Raw genomic sequence first — 15,706 nt, 5'->3', positions numbered from 1 at the left:
TCGAAATGAACCAAACCGCCCACATATCCCTTCATTCACCAAATTTTCAAAAAGCAGAGGACAAAAATTCCAGCGGCGCTTCCGAAGTTTTCCGACAGCGCTGCCGTTTTCCTATCCTTTTCCGTGTCTTCCGGGTCTGTTTCCAGCGTCCCTTCCGGCGCGTCCCTCAGCGTCTCCGCTTCGGTGAGGCGGTATCTAGGGGTATCCGCCGGGAGCCGCAAGAGGAAAAAACGCGGGCCGACAAAAATTCGTCACAGGAAGCGGCGATTTTCAGTCATGTACTTGATAAACAACGATACTTTCTGAGAAAGGCAAGCTTTGCCGACCTTTTCACAGCCTGTTGTGGTCTCTGGCCGGCCCACCACGACATCCTGAGGGAGGGGTGATTTGGCTTGTTTCACAGGCCGGAATCACCCCCCGGGTTCAGCCCTTGGCGGCCCGTCCGGCGATCTCCAGGCAGAGTCGCATCGCCACTTCCATGTCCTGAACCGAGATCCACTCCAGCGGACCATGGATGTTCTGCATGCCGGTGAAGAGATTCGGGCAGGGAATCCCCATTTCGGTGAGTCGCGAGCCGTCCGTCCCGCCCCGAATCGGCACCGACACCGGGTCGAGCCCCAGGGCGCGCGCCGAATCGCGGGCCAGCTCCACGGGGGTCATGTCCGATTCGAGCCAGTAGCGCATGTTCCGGTACTGTGGGGTGATGGTGCAGGTGATCTCGGCCCGGGGTTCGGTCGCCGCCACCGCCGCGCAGACCTGGCGCAGCAGCGCGCCCTTCTCCTCCAGCCCCTCGCGTTCGAAATCGCGCAGGATGAACTTGATCCGCATCTCGGACGAGCCGCCGTCCATATCCGTGGCATGGATGAAGCCTTCGCGTCCCTCGGTCGTCTCGGGCGTGAGCGTCACCTGCGGCAGGGTCTGGATGATCTTGGCCGCCAGGTGGATCGCATTGACCAGCTTGCCGGTGGCATAGCCGGGGTGGATCGACACCCCCTTGATCGTCACCACCGCCCCATCGGCCGAGAAGGTCTCGTATTCGATCTCGCCCAGCTTGCCGCCATCGAAGGTATAGGCAAAGTCGGCACCCAGATCCTGGGGCAGCCGGGCGTCGACGCCGCGACCGATCTCTTCATCCGGGGTGAAGGCCAGCCGGAGCCGGGGCCGGGGCAGCGAGGGATCGGCCAGCAGGCGCTCGGCCGCGGTCATCAGGATCGCCACGCCCGCCTTGTCGTCGGCCCCCAGCAGCGTCAGCCCCGAGGCGGTGACGATATCATGGCCCAGCTTCTCGGCCAGATAGGGGAAGGCCTCGGGCGTCAGGCTGAGGCCGGGATCGTCGGGATAGGTGATCGCCCCGCCGTTATAGCCCCGGATGATCCGAGGCTTCACGCCGGTGGCGTTGAACTGCGGCGCGGTATCGACATGGGCGAGGAAGCCGACGGTCGGCCCCTCGCGTGTGCCGGGGATCGTGGCCAGGACCGCGCCGTATTCGGTGAGCGTCACATCTTCGGCCCCCATCGCGGTCAGTTCGGCGACCAGGAGGCGCTGCATGTCGAGCTGGATCGCGGTCGAGGGGGACGAGGGGCTGTCGGCATCCGACTGGCTGTCGATGGCGCAATAGCGGGTCAGCCGGTCGGCGAGGTCGTGGGTCAGATCTTTCATGGGGGCCTCCGTTTGCGGGGATGAGGCCCGGGGCCGGCGGCGAAGTCAAGCAAAGCAGGGTGGGCTGAAGTCCCACCCTACCCGCGCCGCGCCCTGCGCATGAGATAGCGCACGATCAGGCGATGCGCCGGCGCTACCGGCAACATGTAGAGCCGCCCGAACAGGTTGTGCGTCACCACCGACGAGGTGATGGCGAGGCGCCGCCCCTCGACCGTGACCGCGGTCATCACGTCGAGATGGCGATCGCGCTCGGTCAGGACCATCAGGCCCGGGGTGCTCTCCTCGACGAGGAAGAACTCCAGCCGGTCACCCGGGCTGACGCTGTCGGGCAGCGCGCCCCGGAACCCGCCCAGCCGCTTCACCCCGAAGCGCGCGGCAATGGCGTCGCGCAGCCGGAAGGCATGGGCAAACAGCGGGATCGGCCGGTCCATCAGGAAGCGCCAGGCCTCGAGTGGACTCATCTCGCGCGGTAGGACCATCGATTGGATATCGAGAAACGCCAGATCGGCCAGGGGCGCGACCAGGCGCAGCGCGGCGGGGGCATCGGCGGGCAGGGTTCGGCTCATGGCGCCAGAAGAGGCCAGCGCGCGGGCCCGGTCAACGATTCACGGCGCGACAGAAGCGCACGCCCCCTGCCCCTCTTCGTGCTGCAAATATCCTCAGGGGGGTCCGGGGGGCAGAATGCCCCCCGGCCGGTCGCCCGAGGGCTCGGCGCCGGAGGCGTCGCGGCCGAGGGCGAAACCCCTCCTTTACGCGTCCCAGGCCACCGGCATCCGCAAAGGCCCCCGGAAGGCCCAGCCGCCGAAGGGCACCTCCCCCGCCAGCCGCAGCCCCGGCAGGCGCTCGAAGATCATCGGCATCGCCACCTCGGCGATCAGGCAGCGCGAGGCCCAGGCGCCGGCGCAGAAATGCGGGCCGGCGCCGAAGGTCACGGCCGGGCCCGCGTCCTGCGTCAGGTCGAAGACATCCGGCCGGGCAAAGACGCTCTCGTCGCGGTTCCCGGACGAGAACATCAGGAACACCCGGTCCTCGGGCTCGAGCGTGACGCCGTGCAGGACGTGGCGCTGCACCACCCGGCGGGGCGACATGGCGACCGGGGCGATCCAGCGGCCGTATTCCTCGAAGGCCTGCAGCCAGCTCGCCCGCCCGTCCCGCACCATCGCCAGCTGATCGGGATGGGTCAGCAGGGCCCAGGTCAGCCCGGCAATCACGTCGCGCGGCTCGTTCTGCCCGCCCGAGATCGCCAGCTTCACATTGGCCCGGATCGCCGCCTCAGGCAGCCCCGCCTGCATCTGCACCGACAGCAGCGAGGCATCGGGCGCTGCCCGCAGCACCGGCATCCGTTCGTCGATATAGCGGTCGATGGCGGCGGTGGCGTCGTGGCAGCGGGCCTCGACCGCCTTGTCGCCCGCGTAATTGGCGATCCCGTCCATCATGCCTTGCGAGACGCGGTCCATCTCGGCCCAGGGGATCTGCGTGAGGCCGGTGATGCATTTCAGCGCCTCGCCCGAGATCCGCATGGCGATGTCGCGCAGCATGTCGGCCTGACCCTGCGGGCGGATCTCCTCCAGAATCCCGGCGGTGAAGGCCTGAAACTGCGCCTTCCAGGTATCGCGGACGGTCTTGGGCGAGACGGTCGGGAAGATCGCCTTGCGCTCGGCCTGATGCGCGGCCCCGTCCTTGCGCATCATGTTCTGGCCCATCAGCACGGTCATCAGCCCGCCCGGCTGGTCCGAGGAAAAGACCTCGATCTTCTTTTCATTGACGAAGATATCGTCCCGCCGGGTCAGCAGCGTGGCGCCCAGTTGCGGGACGAAGGCCACCGGCGCCTCGGCCCGCAGGCGTTTGAGCGTGGGATAGGGGTCGGCCCAGAAGGCTTGCAGGTCGATCTCGACGACGGGGGCTTTGGACATGGGCTCTCCTCCGGTCGGGAGTTGAGCCCGGGGCAGTTGTCCTGTCAACTGAAGCCCTCAGGATGGAGGGTCCGATGGTCGAAGTGGTGATGCTGGGGGCGAGCGGCGCGGTGGGTGGCGCGGCCCTGCGAGCGCTGGCGGGGATGCCGGAGGTCGGCCGGGTCACGCTCCTGAACCGGCGTGAGATCGCGTTGCCCGGCCCGAACATGGTGCAGCATGTGGTCGATGTGGGCGATCCCGGCAGCTACCGGCATCTGCTGGCGGGGCATGACGTGGCGGTCTGCGCGCTGGGGGTGGGTGAGCCGTCGAAGACGCCGAAGGATGTGTTCGTGCGGGTGGACCGGGATTATCCGCTGGCTTTCGCCCAGGCCTGCCGCGAAGCCGGGATCGGGCATTTCTCGCTGCTGTCAGCCGTGGGGGTCAGCGCCGGGTCGCGGTTCCTCTATGTGCGGACCAAGGGGCAGCTGGAAGACGGGCTCAGGGCGCTGGGTTTCGCCCGGCTCACGCTCTTCCATCCCAGCATGATCCTGACGCCCGAGAATCGCTATGGCCCGATGCAGGGGGTCTTTCTGGCGATCTGGCCTTGGCTCAACCCGCTGCTGGCCGGGCCGCTCAGGAAATATCGCGGGATCCGGGTCGAGGATCTGGGCCGGGCCATGGCGGTGGAGGCTGCGTGCGGCGGCACCGGCGAGGCGGTGCTGGAATGGGACGACTTCCAGACCCTCACGTAGGGTGCGTGCTCGCACGCACCGTCCGAGCACCCTTAGCCCTCAACGAAAAACGCGCGCCCCGCAGGACGCGCGTCTCCATTCTATCGCGGATGGCCTCAGGCCAGCGTCGGGTCGATGCCCTTGCAGGCCTCGACCAGGCCCTTCACCGCGTTGACCGACTTGTCGAACATGGCTTGCTCGTCGGCATTCATCTTGATGTCGACGATGCGCTCGACGCCACCGGCACCGATGATCGTGGGAACGCCGACGTAGAAGCCGTTCAGACCCAGCGCGCCGTCAACCCAGGCGGCGCAGGGCAGGAGGCGCTTCTGGTCCTTGAGATAGGCTTCCGCCATCTCGATCGCCGAGGTGGCCGGTGCGTAGAAGGCCGAGCCGGTTTTCAGGAGGCCCACGATCTCGGCGCCGCCGTCACGGGTGCGCTGGATGATGGCGTCCAGACGCTCCTGCGTGGTCCAGCCCATCTCGACCAGATCCGGCAGCGGGATACCGGCGACGGTCGAGTAACGGGCCAGCGGCACCATGGTGTCGCCATGGCCGCCCAGCACGAAGGCGGTGACGTCGCGCATCGACACGTTGAACTCGGTCGCCAGGAAGTGACGGAAACGGGCCGAGTCGAGCACGCCCGCCATGCCCACCACTTTCTCGGCCGGCAGGCCCGAGAATTGCTGCAGCGCCCAGACCATGGCGTCCAGCGGGTTGGTGATGCAGATGACGAAGGCGTTGGGCGCATGGGCCTTGATGCCCTCGCCGACCGATTTCATGACCTTGAGGTTGATGCCCAGAAGGTCGTCGCGCGACATGCCCGGCTTGCGCGGCACACCGGCGGTGACGATGCAGACATCGGCGCCGGCGATGTCCTCGTAGGAGTTGGTGCCCTTGAAGATCCCGTCGAAGCCCTCGGACGGGCCCGACTCGGCGATGTCGAGCGCCTTGCCCTGCGGCGTGCCCTCGGCGATGTCGAAGAGGACGACGTCGCCAAGTTCCTTGATCGCGGCGAGATGGGCGAGGGTGCCGCCGATCTGGCCCGCGCCGATCAGCGCGATTTTGGGTCTGGCCATGGGTATCTCCGGTCAGGTTGTGAATTCGCGCCCTGACTAGAGAATCGGCTGCCTTCGCGCAAGCCTCGCGGCAATGCGGCACGACAGAATGCGGCGCCGTTAACGCTGCCAGCGACATTTTCTGACCCGGCGCCACCCCCTGGGTTATGCGGGATTGCCGCGGGCCGGTTGCAGGCCGCCGGTGGCGGTGAAATTCTCGCCATTGGCCAAGAGGCAGGCGCGCCCGTCGGGCAGGTTCAGCAGCAGCGTCCAGGAGCCCGAGTCGCTGGCGTAAAGCTCGACCGAGGCGCCGCGCGCGGCCTCGCCGGTGGCGAGCCGCGTCTCGCCCCGCTCGTCGATGACGAAGACCAGAACCCGTTCGCGCGGGGCGCAGGGCAGGGTCTGGGCGGAAAGCGCGGCAGGCAGCAGGGCGAAGGCGGCAGTGAGCAGGCGCATGGCGGGACCTTTCGGGTGAAGCGATGCCCGAGGCTGCGCCCGCGCCGGTCAAAACCGCCTGAAACCAGCGTTCTCTCTGCGGTGCAGAAATTTAACGCTTGCGCTTTGTGTCCGGATTTGGTGCTTTGCGCGCAAGATTGTTTCACGGAAGAGAATCATGGACAGCCGCCCGTACCGTTCCGTCCTCTATATCCCCGGCTCGAAAGAGCGCGCGCTGGAGAAGGCGCAGGGCCTCGCCGCGGATGCGATCATCTTCGATCTGGAGGATGCCGTCGCCCCAGACGAGAAGGCCAACGCGCGCGAGCTGCTGGCCAGCACGCTGGCCCGGGCCGATTACGGCCCGCGCGGGAAACTGGTCCGGATCAACGGTTTTGACACGGAATGGGGCGAGAAGGATCTGGACGTGATCGCGCTGGCCCGGCCCGAGGCGATCCTGCTGCCCAAGGTCAACAGCGCCGCGGATATCGAGGCGCTGGCCCGCAAGCTGGACGCCCACGCCGAGACGGCGGAAACCACGATCTGGGCGATGATGGAGACGCCGCAGGGCATCCTTAACGCGCAGGCGATTGCTGCGGCGCCGCGCATGGCGGGCTTCGTCATGGGCACCAACGACCTGGCGAAGGAGCTGAACTGCCGCTTCCGCGCCGACCGGCTGCCGATGCAGATGGCGCTGCAAACCTGCCTGATGGCCGCCCGCGCCGCCGGGATCGTCGCCGTCGATGGCGTCTATAATGCCTTCAAGGACGAGGACGGGCTGCGCGCCGAATGCGAACAGGGCCGCGATCTGGGCTTTGACGGCAAATCCCTGATCCATCCCGCGCAGCTGGAGATCGCCAATCAGGTCTTCGCCCCGGACGCGGCGGCGCTGGACCTCGCCCGCCGCCAGATCGCCGCCTTCGACGCGGCGATTGCCGAAGGGCAGGCCGTGGCCGTGGTGGATGGCAAGATCGTCGAGAACCTGCATATTGTGACGGCCCGGAGCGTGCTGGCGCGCGCCGAGGCGATCGAACACTTGCAGAAAGCGATGAGCTGATGGGATACGCGCTACTTATTCTGGGCCTTCTGGTCTGGTCAGGCAGCCATATGTGGAAGCGACTGGCCCCCGCCAGCCGCGCGCGCTTTGGCGAGGGCGGCAAGGGGATCGTGGCGATCCTGTCGCTGATCGCCATCGTCTTGATGGTGCTGGGCTACCGCTGGGCGCCCTATACGCAGGTCTGGCCCGAATCGCGGTCCATGGTGCACCTCAACAACCTGCTGATGCTGCTCAGCTTCTACCTGTTCGCGGCCTCGGGGATGAAGACCGCGGCGACCAAGATCGTGCGCCATCCGCAGCTCTGGGGCGTGCGGCTCTGGGCGCTGGCGCATCTGATGGTGAACGGCGATCTGGCCAGCCTGATCCTGTTCGGCGGCCTGTTCCTCTGGGCGCAGATCTCGGTCGGGCTCTATAACCGCGACAACCCGATCTGGGACCGCTCGACCGCGCCGGTGGTCATGGGCAAGGAAATCGGCGCCGTCGTCGGCGCGGTGCTGCTGGTCGGCGTTGTCGGCTATATCCACATCTGGTTCGGGCTGATGCCCTGGGGGTGAGATGAAACTCTATCGTTTGCTGACCGAGGACGACACCTCGGCCTTCTGCCACAAAGTGACGGCGGCGCTGAACAAGGGCTGGGAGCTGCATGGCTCGCCCGCCTATGCCTTCGACGCGACCACGGGTGTGATGCGCTGTGCGCAGGCCGTGGTGAAGGACGCGCCGGGGACCTACACGCCCGAGACCAAGCTGGGCGAGCAGTAACGGGTGACGGAACCGGGGGGCCAGCCCCCCGGACCCCCCGGCGTATTTGAAGCAGAATGAAGGGGCGCGGGCGGTGAAGACCAATCCGGGACGGTTTTTCGAGGATTATCGGATCGGCGAGGTGATCCGGCACGCGGTGCCGAGGACCCTGTCAGGCGGGGAGCGGGCGCTTTACCATGCGCTCTATCCGGCGCGGGGCGCGCTCTATTCCTCGGACGAATTCGCGCGGGCCTGTGGGCTGGCGGCAAGCCCGATGGACGATCTGATCGTCTTTCATACGGTTTTCGGCAAGACGGTGCCGGACATCAGCCTGAATGCCGTGGCCAATCTGGGCTATGCCGAGGGGCGCTTCCTGGCGCCGGTCTGGCCGGGGGATACGCTGAGTTCCTCGTCCGAGGTGATCGGGCTGAAGCAGAATTCCAACGGCAAATCGGGCGTGGTCTATGTACGGACCACTGGGCGCAACCAGCGCGGCGAGGCCGTGCTGGAATATGTGCGCTGGGTGATGGTGCGCAAGAACCGGCTGGAGGCGCCGGAGCCCGAGGCGGTGGTGCCGGAACTGGCGCGCGTCGTGCCGGTCTCGGATCTGGTGGTGCCCGCGGGCCTGACCTTCGAGGGCTACGATTTCGAGGCAGCGGGCGAACCCTATCGGCTGGGCGATTACGCGGTGGGCGAGGTGATCGAGCATGTCGACGGGGTGACCGTCGAGGAGGCCGAGCACATGCTGGCCACGCGGCTCTGGCAGAACACCGCCAAGGTGCATTTCGACGCCACTTTCCGCCCCGACGGGCAGCGGCTGATCTATGGCGGGCATGTCATCAGCCTGGCGCGGGCGCTGTCGTTCAATGGCCTCGCCAATGCGCAGATGATCGTGGCGATCAACGGCGGGGCCCATGCCAACCCCTGTTTCAGCGGCACCACGGTGCGCGCCTGGTCCGAGGTTCTGGACAAGGCCGAGACCGGCGTACCCGGGGTCGGCGCGATCCGGCTGCGGCTGGTGGCGAGTTCCGCCCCGGGGACCGCCCTGAAAGGCCCGGACGGGAAATACGCGCCAGAGGTTCTGCTGGACCTCGATTACTGGGCGCTGATGCCCGTCTGAGTCCGCAAACGCAATCTGAGTCCGCAAACGCAATCGGGCGACCCGAAGGCCGCCCGATCAACGCCTGAAGGCCTGCAGGCTCAGAAGAGCAGGCCCGCGCCGTTTTCCCCGGTCAGGGTGAAGACGACGGTGCCACCGGGCGTGAAATCATAGCTGAAAAAGGTGGGGACGCCCGGAGCGACGGTCGTCAGGCTCGGGGTGACGGGCGCGCCCGGAGCGGTCGGCGAGGGCGAACCCGGGCCGTTGGCGGCGAGCGCTGCGCTGGCGGCGGTCAGCGCGAAGGCGGTGCTGAGAAGGAGGGTCTTCATGGCGATACCTCGTATCCTGAAGCTGGAATCGATGCCGCGAAAGCGGCGTTGAACGGGGGCCTGGGGCGGCATTGACGCCGCCCGGGGCGCGCTCGGACCCGAGGAGGATAGCACAGGCTCCCTGCCCCGGCGAGAAAGATGCGGTCAGGGCCGGAGTGGCCCCGACGCTCAGCGCATCAGGGCGAAGGCCCGGCCGATGTCGACGGCGAAGGTCGCGTTGCCCGATTCCTCGAGATTGCGGAACGAGAAGGCGACCGAGGTGCCGGCCAGCATCGGCGGGCTCCAGACGGCGCCGATGATCGATTCCTGGCCGACATAGCCGGCGCTCACCGCCCATTGCGGGCTCAGGCCCAGGCCGACGCCGATCGCGCCGCGGGTGGTGCGGTCGCTGGCGTCCTGGCCCCAGCCGGTGCCGACGCCGATCGAGAACATCGCCATACGCGGGCCGATGCCGCCGAGATAGGTGCCGGTCAGCGAGTAGGACGGGCGGTAGCTGCGGATGTCACCCCAGGGCGAGACATAGGCGGTGCGCAGCGCGGCCGAGAAGATGCCGGTGCCGGCCTGCCACATGTGGTGCACGCCGAAGGACAGGTGACCCGATTGCCCGAAGTTGCGGAACGAGGTCAGGTTGATGCCGAATTCCAGGCCGACCCCGGTGACCGGGTTGCCGAAGCCGAAATTGGCCATGGTCGCGGCGTCGGCATGCGTCGCACCCGGGCCGCGCGCGCGCTGGCTGTAGGTGCCGGAGAAGCCGATCTGCACGACCCCGCCCGCAGCGCCGAAGCCCGAGGGCGCCCCGGCGATACCGATTGTCTGGGCCGAGCCCGCACTTGCACTGATCGCCAGAGCGGCGACACTACCAATAAGAAGTTTTTTCATCTGCTCGATTTCCTGCGAACTCTGGAACACGGACATCGGCGATCTTTTGACCATCCCTCCGCTCGCACGACTTTGTTAGTTGACGTCCAGCAGTGTCAACAGCTTAGCCGAGATTTTATTGATTCGGCGCGATGAAGGCCCGGCAAAACCGGCAAAGTGCTGCATAGGTGCAACAACCTGTAGCTGTCCGCCCCCGGCCGCAAAGCCTCCCCGGCCCCGGCCGATCCGGCGCTGCCCAAAATACGGCCCGCCCGAAGGGCCTTGCGGGCCCATCTGCCCGTTCTTCGATCAGTGCCGCAATTCCTGTGTTGCTGCGCAGCAATACTTGTCACCGCTTCGTCGCATTTCCTGAGGGAGACGCTTGGAAAGAAGGGGCGGCTGGCGGATTATTCAGAGGCAAACCCGCCCGGCCCACTTCCCGGGCCTGCGAGGCGGGACTGGAGCATGGGACAATGAAAGCCTTCAAACTCGCACTCGCCGCCTGCGCCGTCGCCGCCACCTCGGTTCCCGCCGCGGCGGTCGAACTTTCCTACGGCGTGACGCTGACCTCGGACTACATCTCGCGCGGCGCGACGCAGACGATGAACCACGCGGCGATCCAGCCCTGGGTCGAAGCCAGCTCGGGCGGCTTCTACGGCGGGCTCTGGGCGTCGAACGTCGACATCGGCCTCGATGATTTCGAGCTCGACGTCTACGGCGGCTATCGCTGGTCGGTCTCGAACACCAGCTTCGACGTGGGCTATGTCCGCTACTTCTACAACAACACCGGCGACGCGAGCGGCGAGTTCTACCTGCTTGGCGAAGTGGCTCTGGGCGAGACCAGCACGCTGTCCGGCGGCGTCTATCTGGGCCATGCCGGCGGCCTGACGATCAACGACGGGCATGTCGGCTTCAGCACGCAGCTGGCGACCAACCTGACCGGCTCGTTCACCATGGGCGTCACCACCGGCTCGAACGCCTATGGCAACGCCGGCCTGACCTACGATTTCAACAGCAACATCTCGATCGACGGCCGCTTCCACACCATCACCGGCGGGTCGAACCGCGTGGTTCTGTCGGTCGCCGCCAGCTTCTGAGACCGCTTCATCCGACCCCGAAGGGCGGGCGCATTGCGTCCGCCCTTTTGCATGGCCGAGAGCCGGAAAAGTGTGATCACACGAGATTATTTGTGATCACAGGCACAGATTTTTTTGCCCGCCTCGGCCAAAATCAGCCGTATTCGCGGAAATGCCCACGTGACTTGACGCGAAAACCCGCTATCAGGAGGCCCAGACAGTATGGGGCGCCAAGAGAGAGGGACGAACATGGCTGACGTGAACCGGGGCGACCGGCCGCTTTCCCCGCATTTGCAGGTCTACCGCCTGCCGCTGGTCGCAAAGATCTCCATCATGACCCGCATCACCGGCGTTGCGCTGGGCGCCCCCGCCCTGCTGATCGTCTGGTGGTTCGTCGCGGGCGCCTATTCGCCCGAGTATTTCGCCGTGGCCGACGGGCTGCTGAGCAGCCTGCTGGGCAAGATCGTCCTGATCGCCGGGCTCTGGGCGCTGTGGTTCCACTTCGCCAACGGCATCCGCCACTTCTTCTTCGACGTCGGCCGCGGCTTCGAGCTGCCGACCGTGGCCATGACCAATTGGCTGGTGATCGGCGCCTCGGTGGTGCTGACCGTCCTGACCCTTCTGCTGGTCTGAAGGAGCATCCGATGAGCTACAAGACCGATTACAACCGTGTTGCGGGCCTGGGCCGGGCGGGCGAGGGCGTGCATCATTTCTGGGTGCAGCGCGTCACCTCGATCGCGCTGGTGCCGCTGACCATCCTGTTCCTGATCCCCTTCGGCCGCGCCCTGGGCGGCGGGTACGAGGCGCTGGTCGCCACCTATTCGTCCTTCGGCAACGCCCTGACCGCGGCGCTGTTCCTGGGCGTCGCCGCCTGGCATTTCGCCATCGGCATGCAGGTGGTGATCGAGGATTATTTCCAGGGCGGCACCCGCCTGGTGCTGCTCGTCCTGAACAAACTTGTCAGCTTCGCGCTGGGGGCGGCGGGCGTTTTCGCCATCGCCACGATCCTGTTCAGCGCCTGAGGACGGAAGAATGACCGCATATCCGATCGAACAACATACCTATGACGTGGTGGTCGTGGGCGCCGGCGGCGCCGGGCTCCGCGCGACGCTGGGCATGGCCGAACAGGGCCTGAAGACCGCCTGCATCACCAAGGTTTTTCCCACCCGCTCGCACACCGTTGCCGCCCAGGGCGGTATCGCCGCCAGCCTGGGGAACATGGGGCCGGACAGCTGGCAATGGCACATGTACGACACCGTGAAAGGGTCGGACTGGCTGGGCGACACCGATGCGATGGAATACCTCGCGCGCTCGGCCCCCGCTGCCGTCTATGAGCTGGAGCATTACGGCGTTCCGTTCAGCCGGACCGAGGAGGGCAAGATCTATCAGCGTCCCTTCGGCGGCCATACCACCGAATTCGGCGAAGGCCCGCCCGTGCAGCGCACCTGCGCCGCGGCCGACCGCACCGGCCACGCCATCCTGCACACGCTCTACGGCCGCTCGCTGAAAGAGAAGGCGCAGTTCTACATCGAGTATTTCGCCATCGACCTGCTGATGTCGGATGACGGCGAATGCACCGGCGTTCTGGCCTGGAAACTCGACGACGGCACGCTGCACCAGTTCAACGCCAAAATGGTCGTGCTGGCCACCGGCGGCTATGGCCGCGCCTATTTCAGCGCGACCTCGGCCCATACCTGCACCGGCGACGGCAACGGGATGATCGCCCGCGCCGGGCTTCCGCTGCAGGACATGGAATTCGTCCAGTTCCACCCCACCGGGATCTATGGCGCCGGCTGCCTGATCACCGAGGGTGCGCGCGGCGAGGGTGGCTACCTGACCAACTCGGAAGGCGAGCGGTTCATGGAACGCTACGCGCCGACCTACAAGGATCTGGCCTCGCGCGATGTGGTTTCGCGCTGCATGACGATGGAGATCCGGGAAGGCCGCGGCGTCGGTCCGAACAAGGATCACATCCACCTGCACCTGAACCACCTGCCGCCGGAAACGCTGCATCTGCGCCTGCCGGGGATCTCCGAATCCGCTCGGATCTTCGCCGGGGTGGACGTCAACAAGGAGCCGATTCCGGTTCTGCCGACGGTCCATTACAACATGGGCGGTATCCCCACGAACTATTGGGGCGAGGTGCTGAACGCCGATGCCGAGAACCCGACCCGTACCGCGCCCGGCCTGATGGCCGTGGGCGAGGCCGGTTGCGCCTCGGTCCATGGCGCGAACCGCCTGGGCTCGAACTCGCTCATCGACCTCGTGGTCTTCGGCCGCGCCGCCGCGATCCGGGCTGGTGAGATCGTCGATCCGGCCGCCGCCAACCGCGACACCACGAAAGCCGCGGTGGACAAGGCGCTGGAGCGTTTCGACCGGCTGCGCAACGCCAATGGCTCCATCTCGACCGCCGAGCTGCGGCTGGAGATGCAGAAGACCATGCAGGCCGACGCCGCCGTCTTCCGCACCGACAAGACGCTGGCCGAAGGCGTCGAGAAGATGAAGGCCGTCGCGGCCAAGATGCCGGATGTGAAGGTGACGGACCGCTCGCTGGTCTGGAACTCGGACCTGATGGAGACGCTGGAGCTGGAAAACCTGATGCCCTGCGCGCTGGCGACCATCGTCGGCGCCGAGGCCCGCAAGGAATCGCGCGGCGCCCATGCGCATGAGGATTATCCGAACCGCGACGACGTGAACTGGCGCAAGCACACGCTGGCCTGGGTCGAGGGCAATTCGGTGAAGCTGGACTATCGTCCGGTGGTGCTGGACCCGCTGACGACCGAAGCCGAAGGCGGCATCGCGCTGAAGAAGATCGCGCCCAAGGCGCGCGTCTACTGAGGTCTGCCATGGCTGCGGCCCCCCTCTGTGCCTCGTCGCGGCGCTGCTGCGATGCCGGCTTGACCGGGGGGGCCGCCCATGTCTGACCAGCATGGACCGCGGCGGCTGGTGCTGCACATCGGCGTGCAGAAGACCGCGACCACCGCGGCGCAGCAGTTCCTGCAGGCCAATGCCGCGGCGCTGAAACCCTGGCTCACGCTCTTCACCCCGCGCAAGGGCACCTCGGCGCAGCAGCTGGGACGCCAGGCTTTCGAGTATTCCCGGGCACCCTCGGCCGAGAGCGAAGCTGGCTTTATCGAGGCGATCCGCGCGATGAAGGCCGAGCTGGAGCAGACCACCGGGACGGTGCTGATCAGCCACGAGAATCTGGTCGGCGCGCCGCCCGGATCCTATGGCGAGACCCAGCTCTATCCGTTCATCGGCCGGATCGTGGCGCTGCTGGATGCGCATTTTGCGCCCTATCGGCCGGAATTCGTCTATTATACCCGCGACATGGCGGGCTGGAAACGCAGCCTGCACAACCAGATCGTCAAGACCGACGGCTATACCGGCACCTGGGACGCCTTCCAGACCATGGCCGCGCCGATTGCCGATTGGGACGGGTTCCACGCCCGGCTCTGCGCCGCGGCGGGGCCTGATCGGGTCACGGCCTTCCGGCTGGAGAACCAGGTCTCGCGCGACCGTCCGGGCCAGCAGATGCTGCGCTATCTGGGCGTGCCGGAAAAGCAGCTCGCCCGGCTGGAGCCGGTCGTCGGCGCGCGCAATGAAAGTCTGAACGCCGGGGCGCTGGAATTCATGCGCCGGGCGAATGCGGCGGGGTTCAACCCCTATAACCTCACCAAACTGGGGGTGCTGGTGGCAGCCTCCCAGTCCCTGTTCTCCCCCTCGGTCGTCCTGACCCAAGAGTGATACGGCAAGGAAGCTAGAGATGGTTCAACTGACTCTCCCCAAGAACTCGACGATCCGGACCGGCAAGACCTGGCCGAAGCCGGCGGGTGCCACGAACCTGCGCACCTTCCGCATCTACCGCTGGTCGCCCGATGACGGCGAAAACCCGCGGGTCGACACCTATTTCGTCGATATGGATAGCTGCGGGCCGATGGTTCTGGACGCGCTGATCAAGATCAAGAACGAGATCGACCCGACGCTGACCTTCCGCCGGTCCTGCCGCGAGGGGATCTGCGGCTCCTGCGCGATGAACATCGACGGGCGCAACACGCTGGCCTGCATTTTCGGCATGGACGAGATCAAGGGCGACGTGAAGATCTACCCGCTGCCGCATATGCCGGTGGTGAAGGACCTGGTGCCTGACCTCACGCATTTCTACGCCCAGCACGAATCGATCATGCCCTGGCTGGAAACCAAGTCGAACACCCCGGCGAAAGAGTGGAAGCAGTCGATCGAGGACCGCGAGAAGCTCGACGGGCTTTATGAATGCGTGATGTGCGCCTGCTGCTCGACCTCGTGCCCCAGCTATTGGTGGAACGGCGACCGCTATCTGGGCCCGGCGTCGCTGCTGCACGCCTATCGCTGGATCATCGATTCGCGCGACGAGATGACCGGCGAGCGGCTGGACGGGCTGCACGATCCGTTCAAGCTGTATCGCTGCCACACGATCATGAACTGCACCTCGACCTGCCCCAAGGGGCTGAACCCGGCCAAGGCCATCGCCGAGATCAAGAAGATGATGGTCGAGCGCGTCGTCTGATCGCGCATCGCCTGCCCGGGTCGGACCGAGTTCCAGAGGGGCCGCGATCAATCGCGGCCCTTTTGCGTTGCGCCGGGGCGGGTTGCAGCACTCAGGATCCCAGCGTTCTGAAGCCGGGCGGTTGGCGCCGATGTCGGGTGCTGTTTCTTGGTCCTGCGGTTTTCTGGGGTTTGGGCCTTCCGAGCTTCCGAGCTTCCGAGCTTCCGAGCTTCCGAGCTTCCGAGCTTCCGA

General features: G+C 66.4%; 19 protein-coding genes. 12 read left to right on the top strand and 7 right to left on the bottom strand.

The window, feature by feature from the left end:
- Positions 1-386, top strand: a 386-nt coding sequence (locus VDQ18_RS17605; RefSeq protein ID WP_323022211.1) for a hypothetical protein, incomplete at its 5' end; no start/stop codon positions are given.
- Between the two features lie 37 nt (positions 387-423).
- On the opposite strand, the gene pepT is transcribed toward VDQ18_RS17605, so the two are convergent.
- From pepT to VDQ18_RS17590, 3 genes are all read right to left on the bottom strand, one after another.
- The gene (gene pepT / locus VDQ18_RS17600; RefSeq protein ID WP_323022210.1) at positions 424-1,659 is read right to left on the bottom strand and encodes a peptidase T; all 1,236 of its coding nucleotides are present in this window, start codon (positions 1,657-1,659) and stop codon (positions 424-426) included.
- A gap of 77 nt (positions 1,660-1,736) precedes the next feature.
- The gene (locus VDQ18_RS17595) at positions 1,737-2,225 is read right to left on the bottom strand and encodes a DUF2867 domain-containing protein (protein ID WP_323022209.1); all 489 of its coding nucleotides are present in this window, start codon (positions 2,223-2,225) and stop codon (positions 1,737-1,739) included.
- Between the two features lie 183 nt (positions 2,226-2,408).
- Positions 2,409-3,572, bottom strand: a complete 1,164-nt coding sequence (locus VDQ18_RS17590; RefSeq protein WP_323022208.1) for a cytochrome P450 — start codon at positions 3,570-3,572, stop codon at positions 2,409-2,411.
- 74 nt (positions 3,573-3,646) lie between these two features.
- On the opposite strand from VDQ18_RS17590, the gene VDQ18_RS17585 reads away from it, so the two are divergent.
- Positions 3,647-4,303: an NAD(P)H-binding protein gene (locus VDQ18_RS17585; RefSeq protein WP_323022207.1), complete on the top strand. Its 657-nt coding sequence runs from the start codon at positions 3,647-3,649 to the stop codon at positions 4,301-4,303.
- A gap of 95 nt (positions 4,304-4,398) precedes the next feature.
- On the opposite strand, the gene mdh is transcribed toward VDQ18_RS17585, so the two are convergent.
- Both mdh and VDQ18_RS17575 read right to left on the bottom strand, forming a co-directional pair.
- Positions 4,399-5,361, bottom strand: coding sequence for a malate dehydrogenase (mdh, locus tag VDQ18_RS17580; protein ID WP_323022206.1), 963 nt, complete (start codon positions 5,359-5,361; stop codon positions 4,399-4,401).
- Positions 5,362-5,505: 144 nt separating this feature from the next.
- Complete coding sequence (locus VDQ18_RS17575) at positions 5,506-5,796, bottom strand: hypothetical protein (protein WP_323022205.1); 291 nt, start codon at positions 5,794-5,796, stop codon at positions 5,506-5,508.
- Positions 5,797-5,953: 157 nt separating this feature from the next.
- On the opposite strand from VDQ18_RS17575, the gene VDQ18_RS17570 reads away from it, so the two are divergent.
- The 4 genes from VDQ18_RS17570 (at position 5,954) to VDQ18_RS17555 (ending at position 8,687) form a co-directional block, all read left to right on the top strand.
- On the top strand, positions 5,954-6,829 hold the full coding sequence (locus VDQ18_RS17570) for a CoA ester lyase (protein ID WP_323022204.1): 876 nt from the start codon (positions 5,954-5,956) through the stop codon (positions 6,827-6,829).
- Positions 6,829-7,383, top strand: coding sequence for an NnrU family protein (locus VDQ18_RS17565; protein ID WP_323022203.1), 555 nt, complete (start codon positions 6,829-6,831; stop codon positions 7,381-7,383). The genes VDQ18_RS17570 and VDQ18_RS17565 overlap by 1 nt, the downstream gene beginning before the upstream one ends.
- 1 nt (position 7,384) lies before the next feature.
- Positions 7,385-7,588, top strand: coding sequence for a DUF1737 domain-containing protein (locus VDQ18_RS17560; RefSeq protein WP_323022202.1), 204 nt, complete (start codon positions 7,385-7,387; stop codon positions 7,586-7,588).
- 73 nt (positions 7,589-7,661) lie between these two features.
- On the top strand, positions 7,662-8,687 hold the full coding sequence (locus tag VDQ18_RS17555; protein WP_323022201.1) for a MaoC family dehydratase: 1,026 nt from the start codon (positions 7,662-7,664) through the stop codon (positions 8,685-8,687).
- Positions 8,688-8,767: 80 nt separating this feature from the next.
- Here the strand turns inward: VDQ18_RS17555 and VDQ18_RS17550 are convergent, their stop codons facing one another.
- Positions 8,768-8,995, bottom strand: coding sequence for a hypothetical protein (locus tag VDQ18_RS17550; RefSeq protein ID WP_323022200.1), 228 nt, complete (start codon positions 8,993-8,995; stop codon positions 8,768-8,770).
- Positions 8,996-9,163: 168 nt separating this feature from the next.
- Positions 9,164-9,874, bottom strand: a complete 711-nt coding sequence (locus tag VDQ18_RS17545; protein WP_323022199.1) for a hypothetical protein — start codon at positions 9,872-9,874, stop codon at positions 9,164-9,166.
- Positions 9,875-10,326: 452 nt separating this feature from the next.
- Here VDQ18_RS17545 and VDQ18_RS17540 point away from each other — a divergent pair, with 452 nt between their 5' ends.
- The 6 genes from VDQ18_RS17540 to VDQ18_RS17515 all read left to right on the top strand — a co-directional run bounded on the left by VDQ18_RS17540 (position 10,327) and on the right by VDQ18_RS17515 (position 15,475).
- On the top strand, positions 10,327-10,950 hold the full coding sequence (locus VDQ18_RS17540) for a TorF family putative porin (RefSeq protein ID WP_323022198.1): 624 nt from the start codon (positions 10,327-10,329) through the stop codon (positions 10,948-10,950).
- Between the two features lie 228 nt (positions 10,951-11,178).
- Positions 11,179-11,562 (top strand): succinate dehydrogenase, cytochrome b556 subunit, encoded by a 384-nt coding sequence (gene sdhC / locus VDQ18_RS17535; RefSeq protein ID WP_323022197.1) that lies wholly within the window; start codon positions 11,179-11,181, stop codon positions 11,560-11,562.
- An 11-nt stretch (positions 11,563-11,573) separates the two neighbouring features.
- Complete coding sequence (gene sdhD, locus VDQ18_RS17530; protein WP_107754477.1) at positions 11,574-11,951, top strand: succinate dehydrogenase, hydrophobic membrane anchor protein; 378 nt, start codon at positions 11,574-11,576, stop codon at positions 11,949-11,951.
- A gap of 10 nt (positions 11,952-11,961) precedes the next feature.
- Positions 11,962-13,767, top strand: coding sequence for a succinate dehydrogenase flavoprotein subunit (sdhA, locus tag VDQ18_RS17525; RefSeq protein WP_323022196.1), 1,806 nt, complete (start codon positions 11,962-11,964; stop codon positions 13,765-13,767).
- A 78-nt stretch (positions 13,768-13,845) separates the two neighbouring features.
- The gene (locus VDQ18_RS17520) at positions 13,846-14,676 is read left to right on the top strand and encodes a hypothetical protein (protein ID WP_323022195.1); all 831 of its coding nucleotides are present in this window, start codon (positions 13,846-13,848) and stop codon (positions 14,674-14,676) included.
- Positions 14,677-14,695: 19 nt separating this feature from the next.
- Positions 14,696-15,475 (top strand): succinate dehydrogenase iron-sulfur subunit, encoded by a 780-nt coding sequence (locus VDQ18_RS17515; RefSeq protein ID WP_323022194.1) that lies wholly within the window; start codon positions 14,696-14,698, stop codon positions 15,473-15,475.
- Positions 15,476-15,706 lie beyond the last annotated feature (231 nt).

Source organism: Pararhodobacter sp. (assembly GCF_034676075.1).
Classification (GTDB): Bacteria; Pseudomonadota; Alphaproteobacteria; order Rhodobacterales; family Rhodobacteraceae; genus Pararhodobacter.
Note: the sequence above shows the minus strand (reverse complement) of the source record. Positions and strands in the feature narration are given on the sequence as shown.

What these genes read in the sequence shown, in the direction of transcription:
- VDQ18_RS17550 (WP_323022200.1), bottom strand. Translation starts at nt 8,995, where the DNA reads ATGAAGACCCTCCTTCTCAGCACCGCCTTCGCGCTGACCGCCGCCAGC.
- VDQ18_RS17520 (WP_323022195.1), top strand. Translation starts at nt 13,846, where the DNA reads ATGTCTGACCAGCATGGACCGCGGCGGCTGGTGCTGCACATCGGCGTG.
- sdhD (WP_107754477.1), top strand. Translation starts at nt 11,574, where the DNA reads ATGAGCTACAAGACCGATTACAACCGTGTTGCGGGCCTGGGCCGGGCG.
- VDQ18_RS17590 (WP_323022208.1), bottom strand. Translation starts at nt 3,572, where the DNA reads ATGTCCAAAGCCCCCGTCGTCGAGATCGACCTGCAAGCCTTCTGGGCC.
- VDQ18_RS17515 (WP_323022194.1), top strand. Translation starts at nt 14,696, where the DNA reads ATGGTTCAACTGACTCTCCCCAAGAACTCGACGATCCGGACCGGCAAG.
- VDQ18_RS17560 (WP_323022202.1), top strand. Translation starts at nt 7,385, where the DNA reads ATGAAACTCTATCGTTTGCTGACCGAGGACGACACCTCGGCCTTCTGC.
- sdhC (WP_323022197.1), top strand. Translation starts at nt 11,179, where the DNA reads ATGGCTGACGTGAACCGGGGCGACCGGCCGCTTTCCCCGCATTTGCAG.
- VDQ18_RS17565 (WP_323022203.1), top strand. Translation starts at nt 6,829, where the DNA reads ATGGGATACGCGCTACTTATTCTGGGCCTTCTGGTCTGGTCAGGCAGC.
- mdh (WP_323022206.1), bottom strand. Translation starts at nt 5,361, where the DNA reads ATGGCCAGACCCAAAATCGCGCTGATCGGCGCGGGCCAGATCGGCGGC.
- VDQ18_RS17540 (WP_323022198.1), top strand. Translation starts at nt 10,327, where the DNA reads ATGAAAGCCTTCAAACTCGCACTCGCCGCCTGCGCCGTCGCCGCCACC.
- sdhA (WP_323022196.1), top strand. Translation starts at nt 11,962, where the DNA reads ATGACCGCATATCCGATCGAACAACATACCTATGACGTGGTGGTCGTG.
- VDQ18_RS17575 (WP_323022205.1), bottom strand. Translation starts at nt 5,796, where the DNA reads ATGCGCCTGCTCACTGCCGCCTTCGCCCTGCTGCCTGCCGCGCTTTCC.
- pepT (WP_323022210.1), bottom strand. Translation starts at nt 1,659, where the DNA reads ATGAAAGATCTGACCCACGACCTCGCCGACCGGCTGACCCGCTATTGC.
- VDQ18_RS17585 (WP_323022207.1), top strand. Translation starts at nt 3,647, where the DNA reads ATGGTCGAAGTGGTGATGCTGGGGGCGAGCGGCGCGGTGGGTGGCGCG.
- VDQ18_RS17595 (WP_323022209.1), bottom strand. Translation starts at nt 2,225, where the DNA reads ATGAGCCGAACCCTGCCCGCCGATGCCCCCGCCGCGCTGCGCCTGGTC.
- VDQ18_RS17570 (WP_323022204.1), top strand. Translation starts at nt 5,954, where the DNA reads ATGGACAGCCGCCCGTACCGTTCCGTCCTCTATATCCCCGGCTCGAAA.
- VDQ18_RS17545 (WP_323022199.1), bottom strand. Translation starts at nt 9,874, where the DNA reads ATGAAAAAACTTCTTATTGGTAGTGTCGCCGCTCTGGCGATCAGTGCA.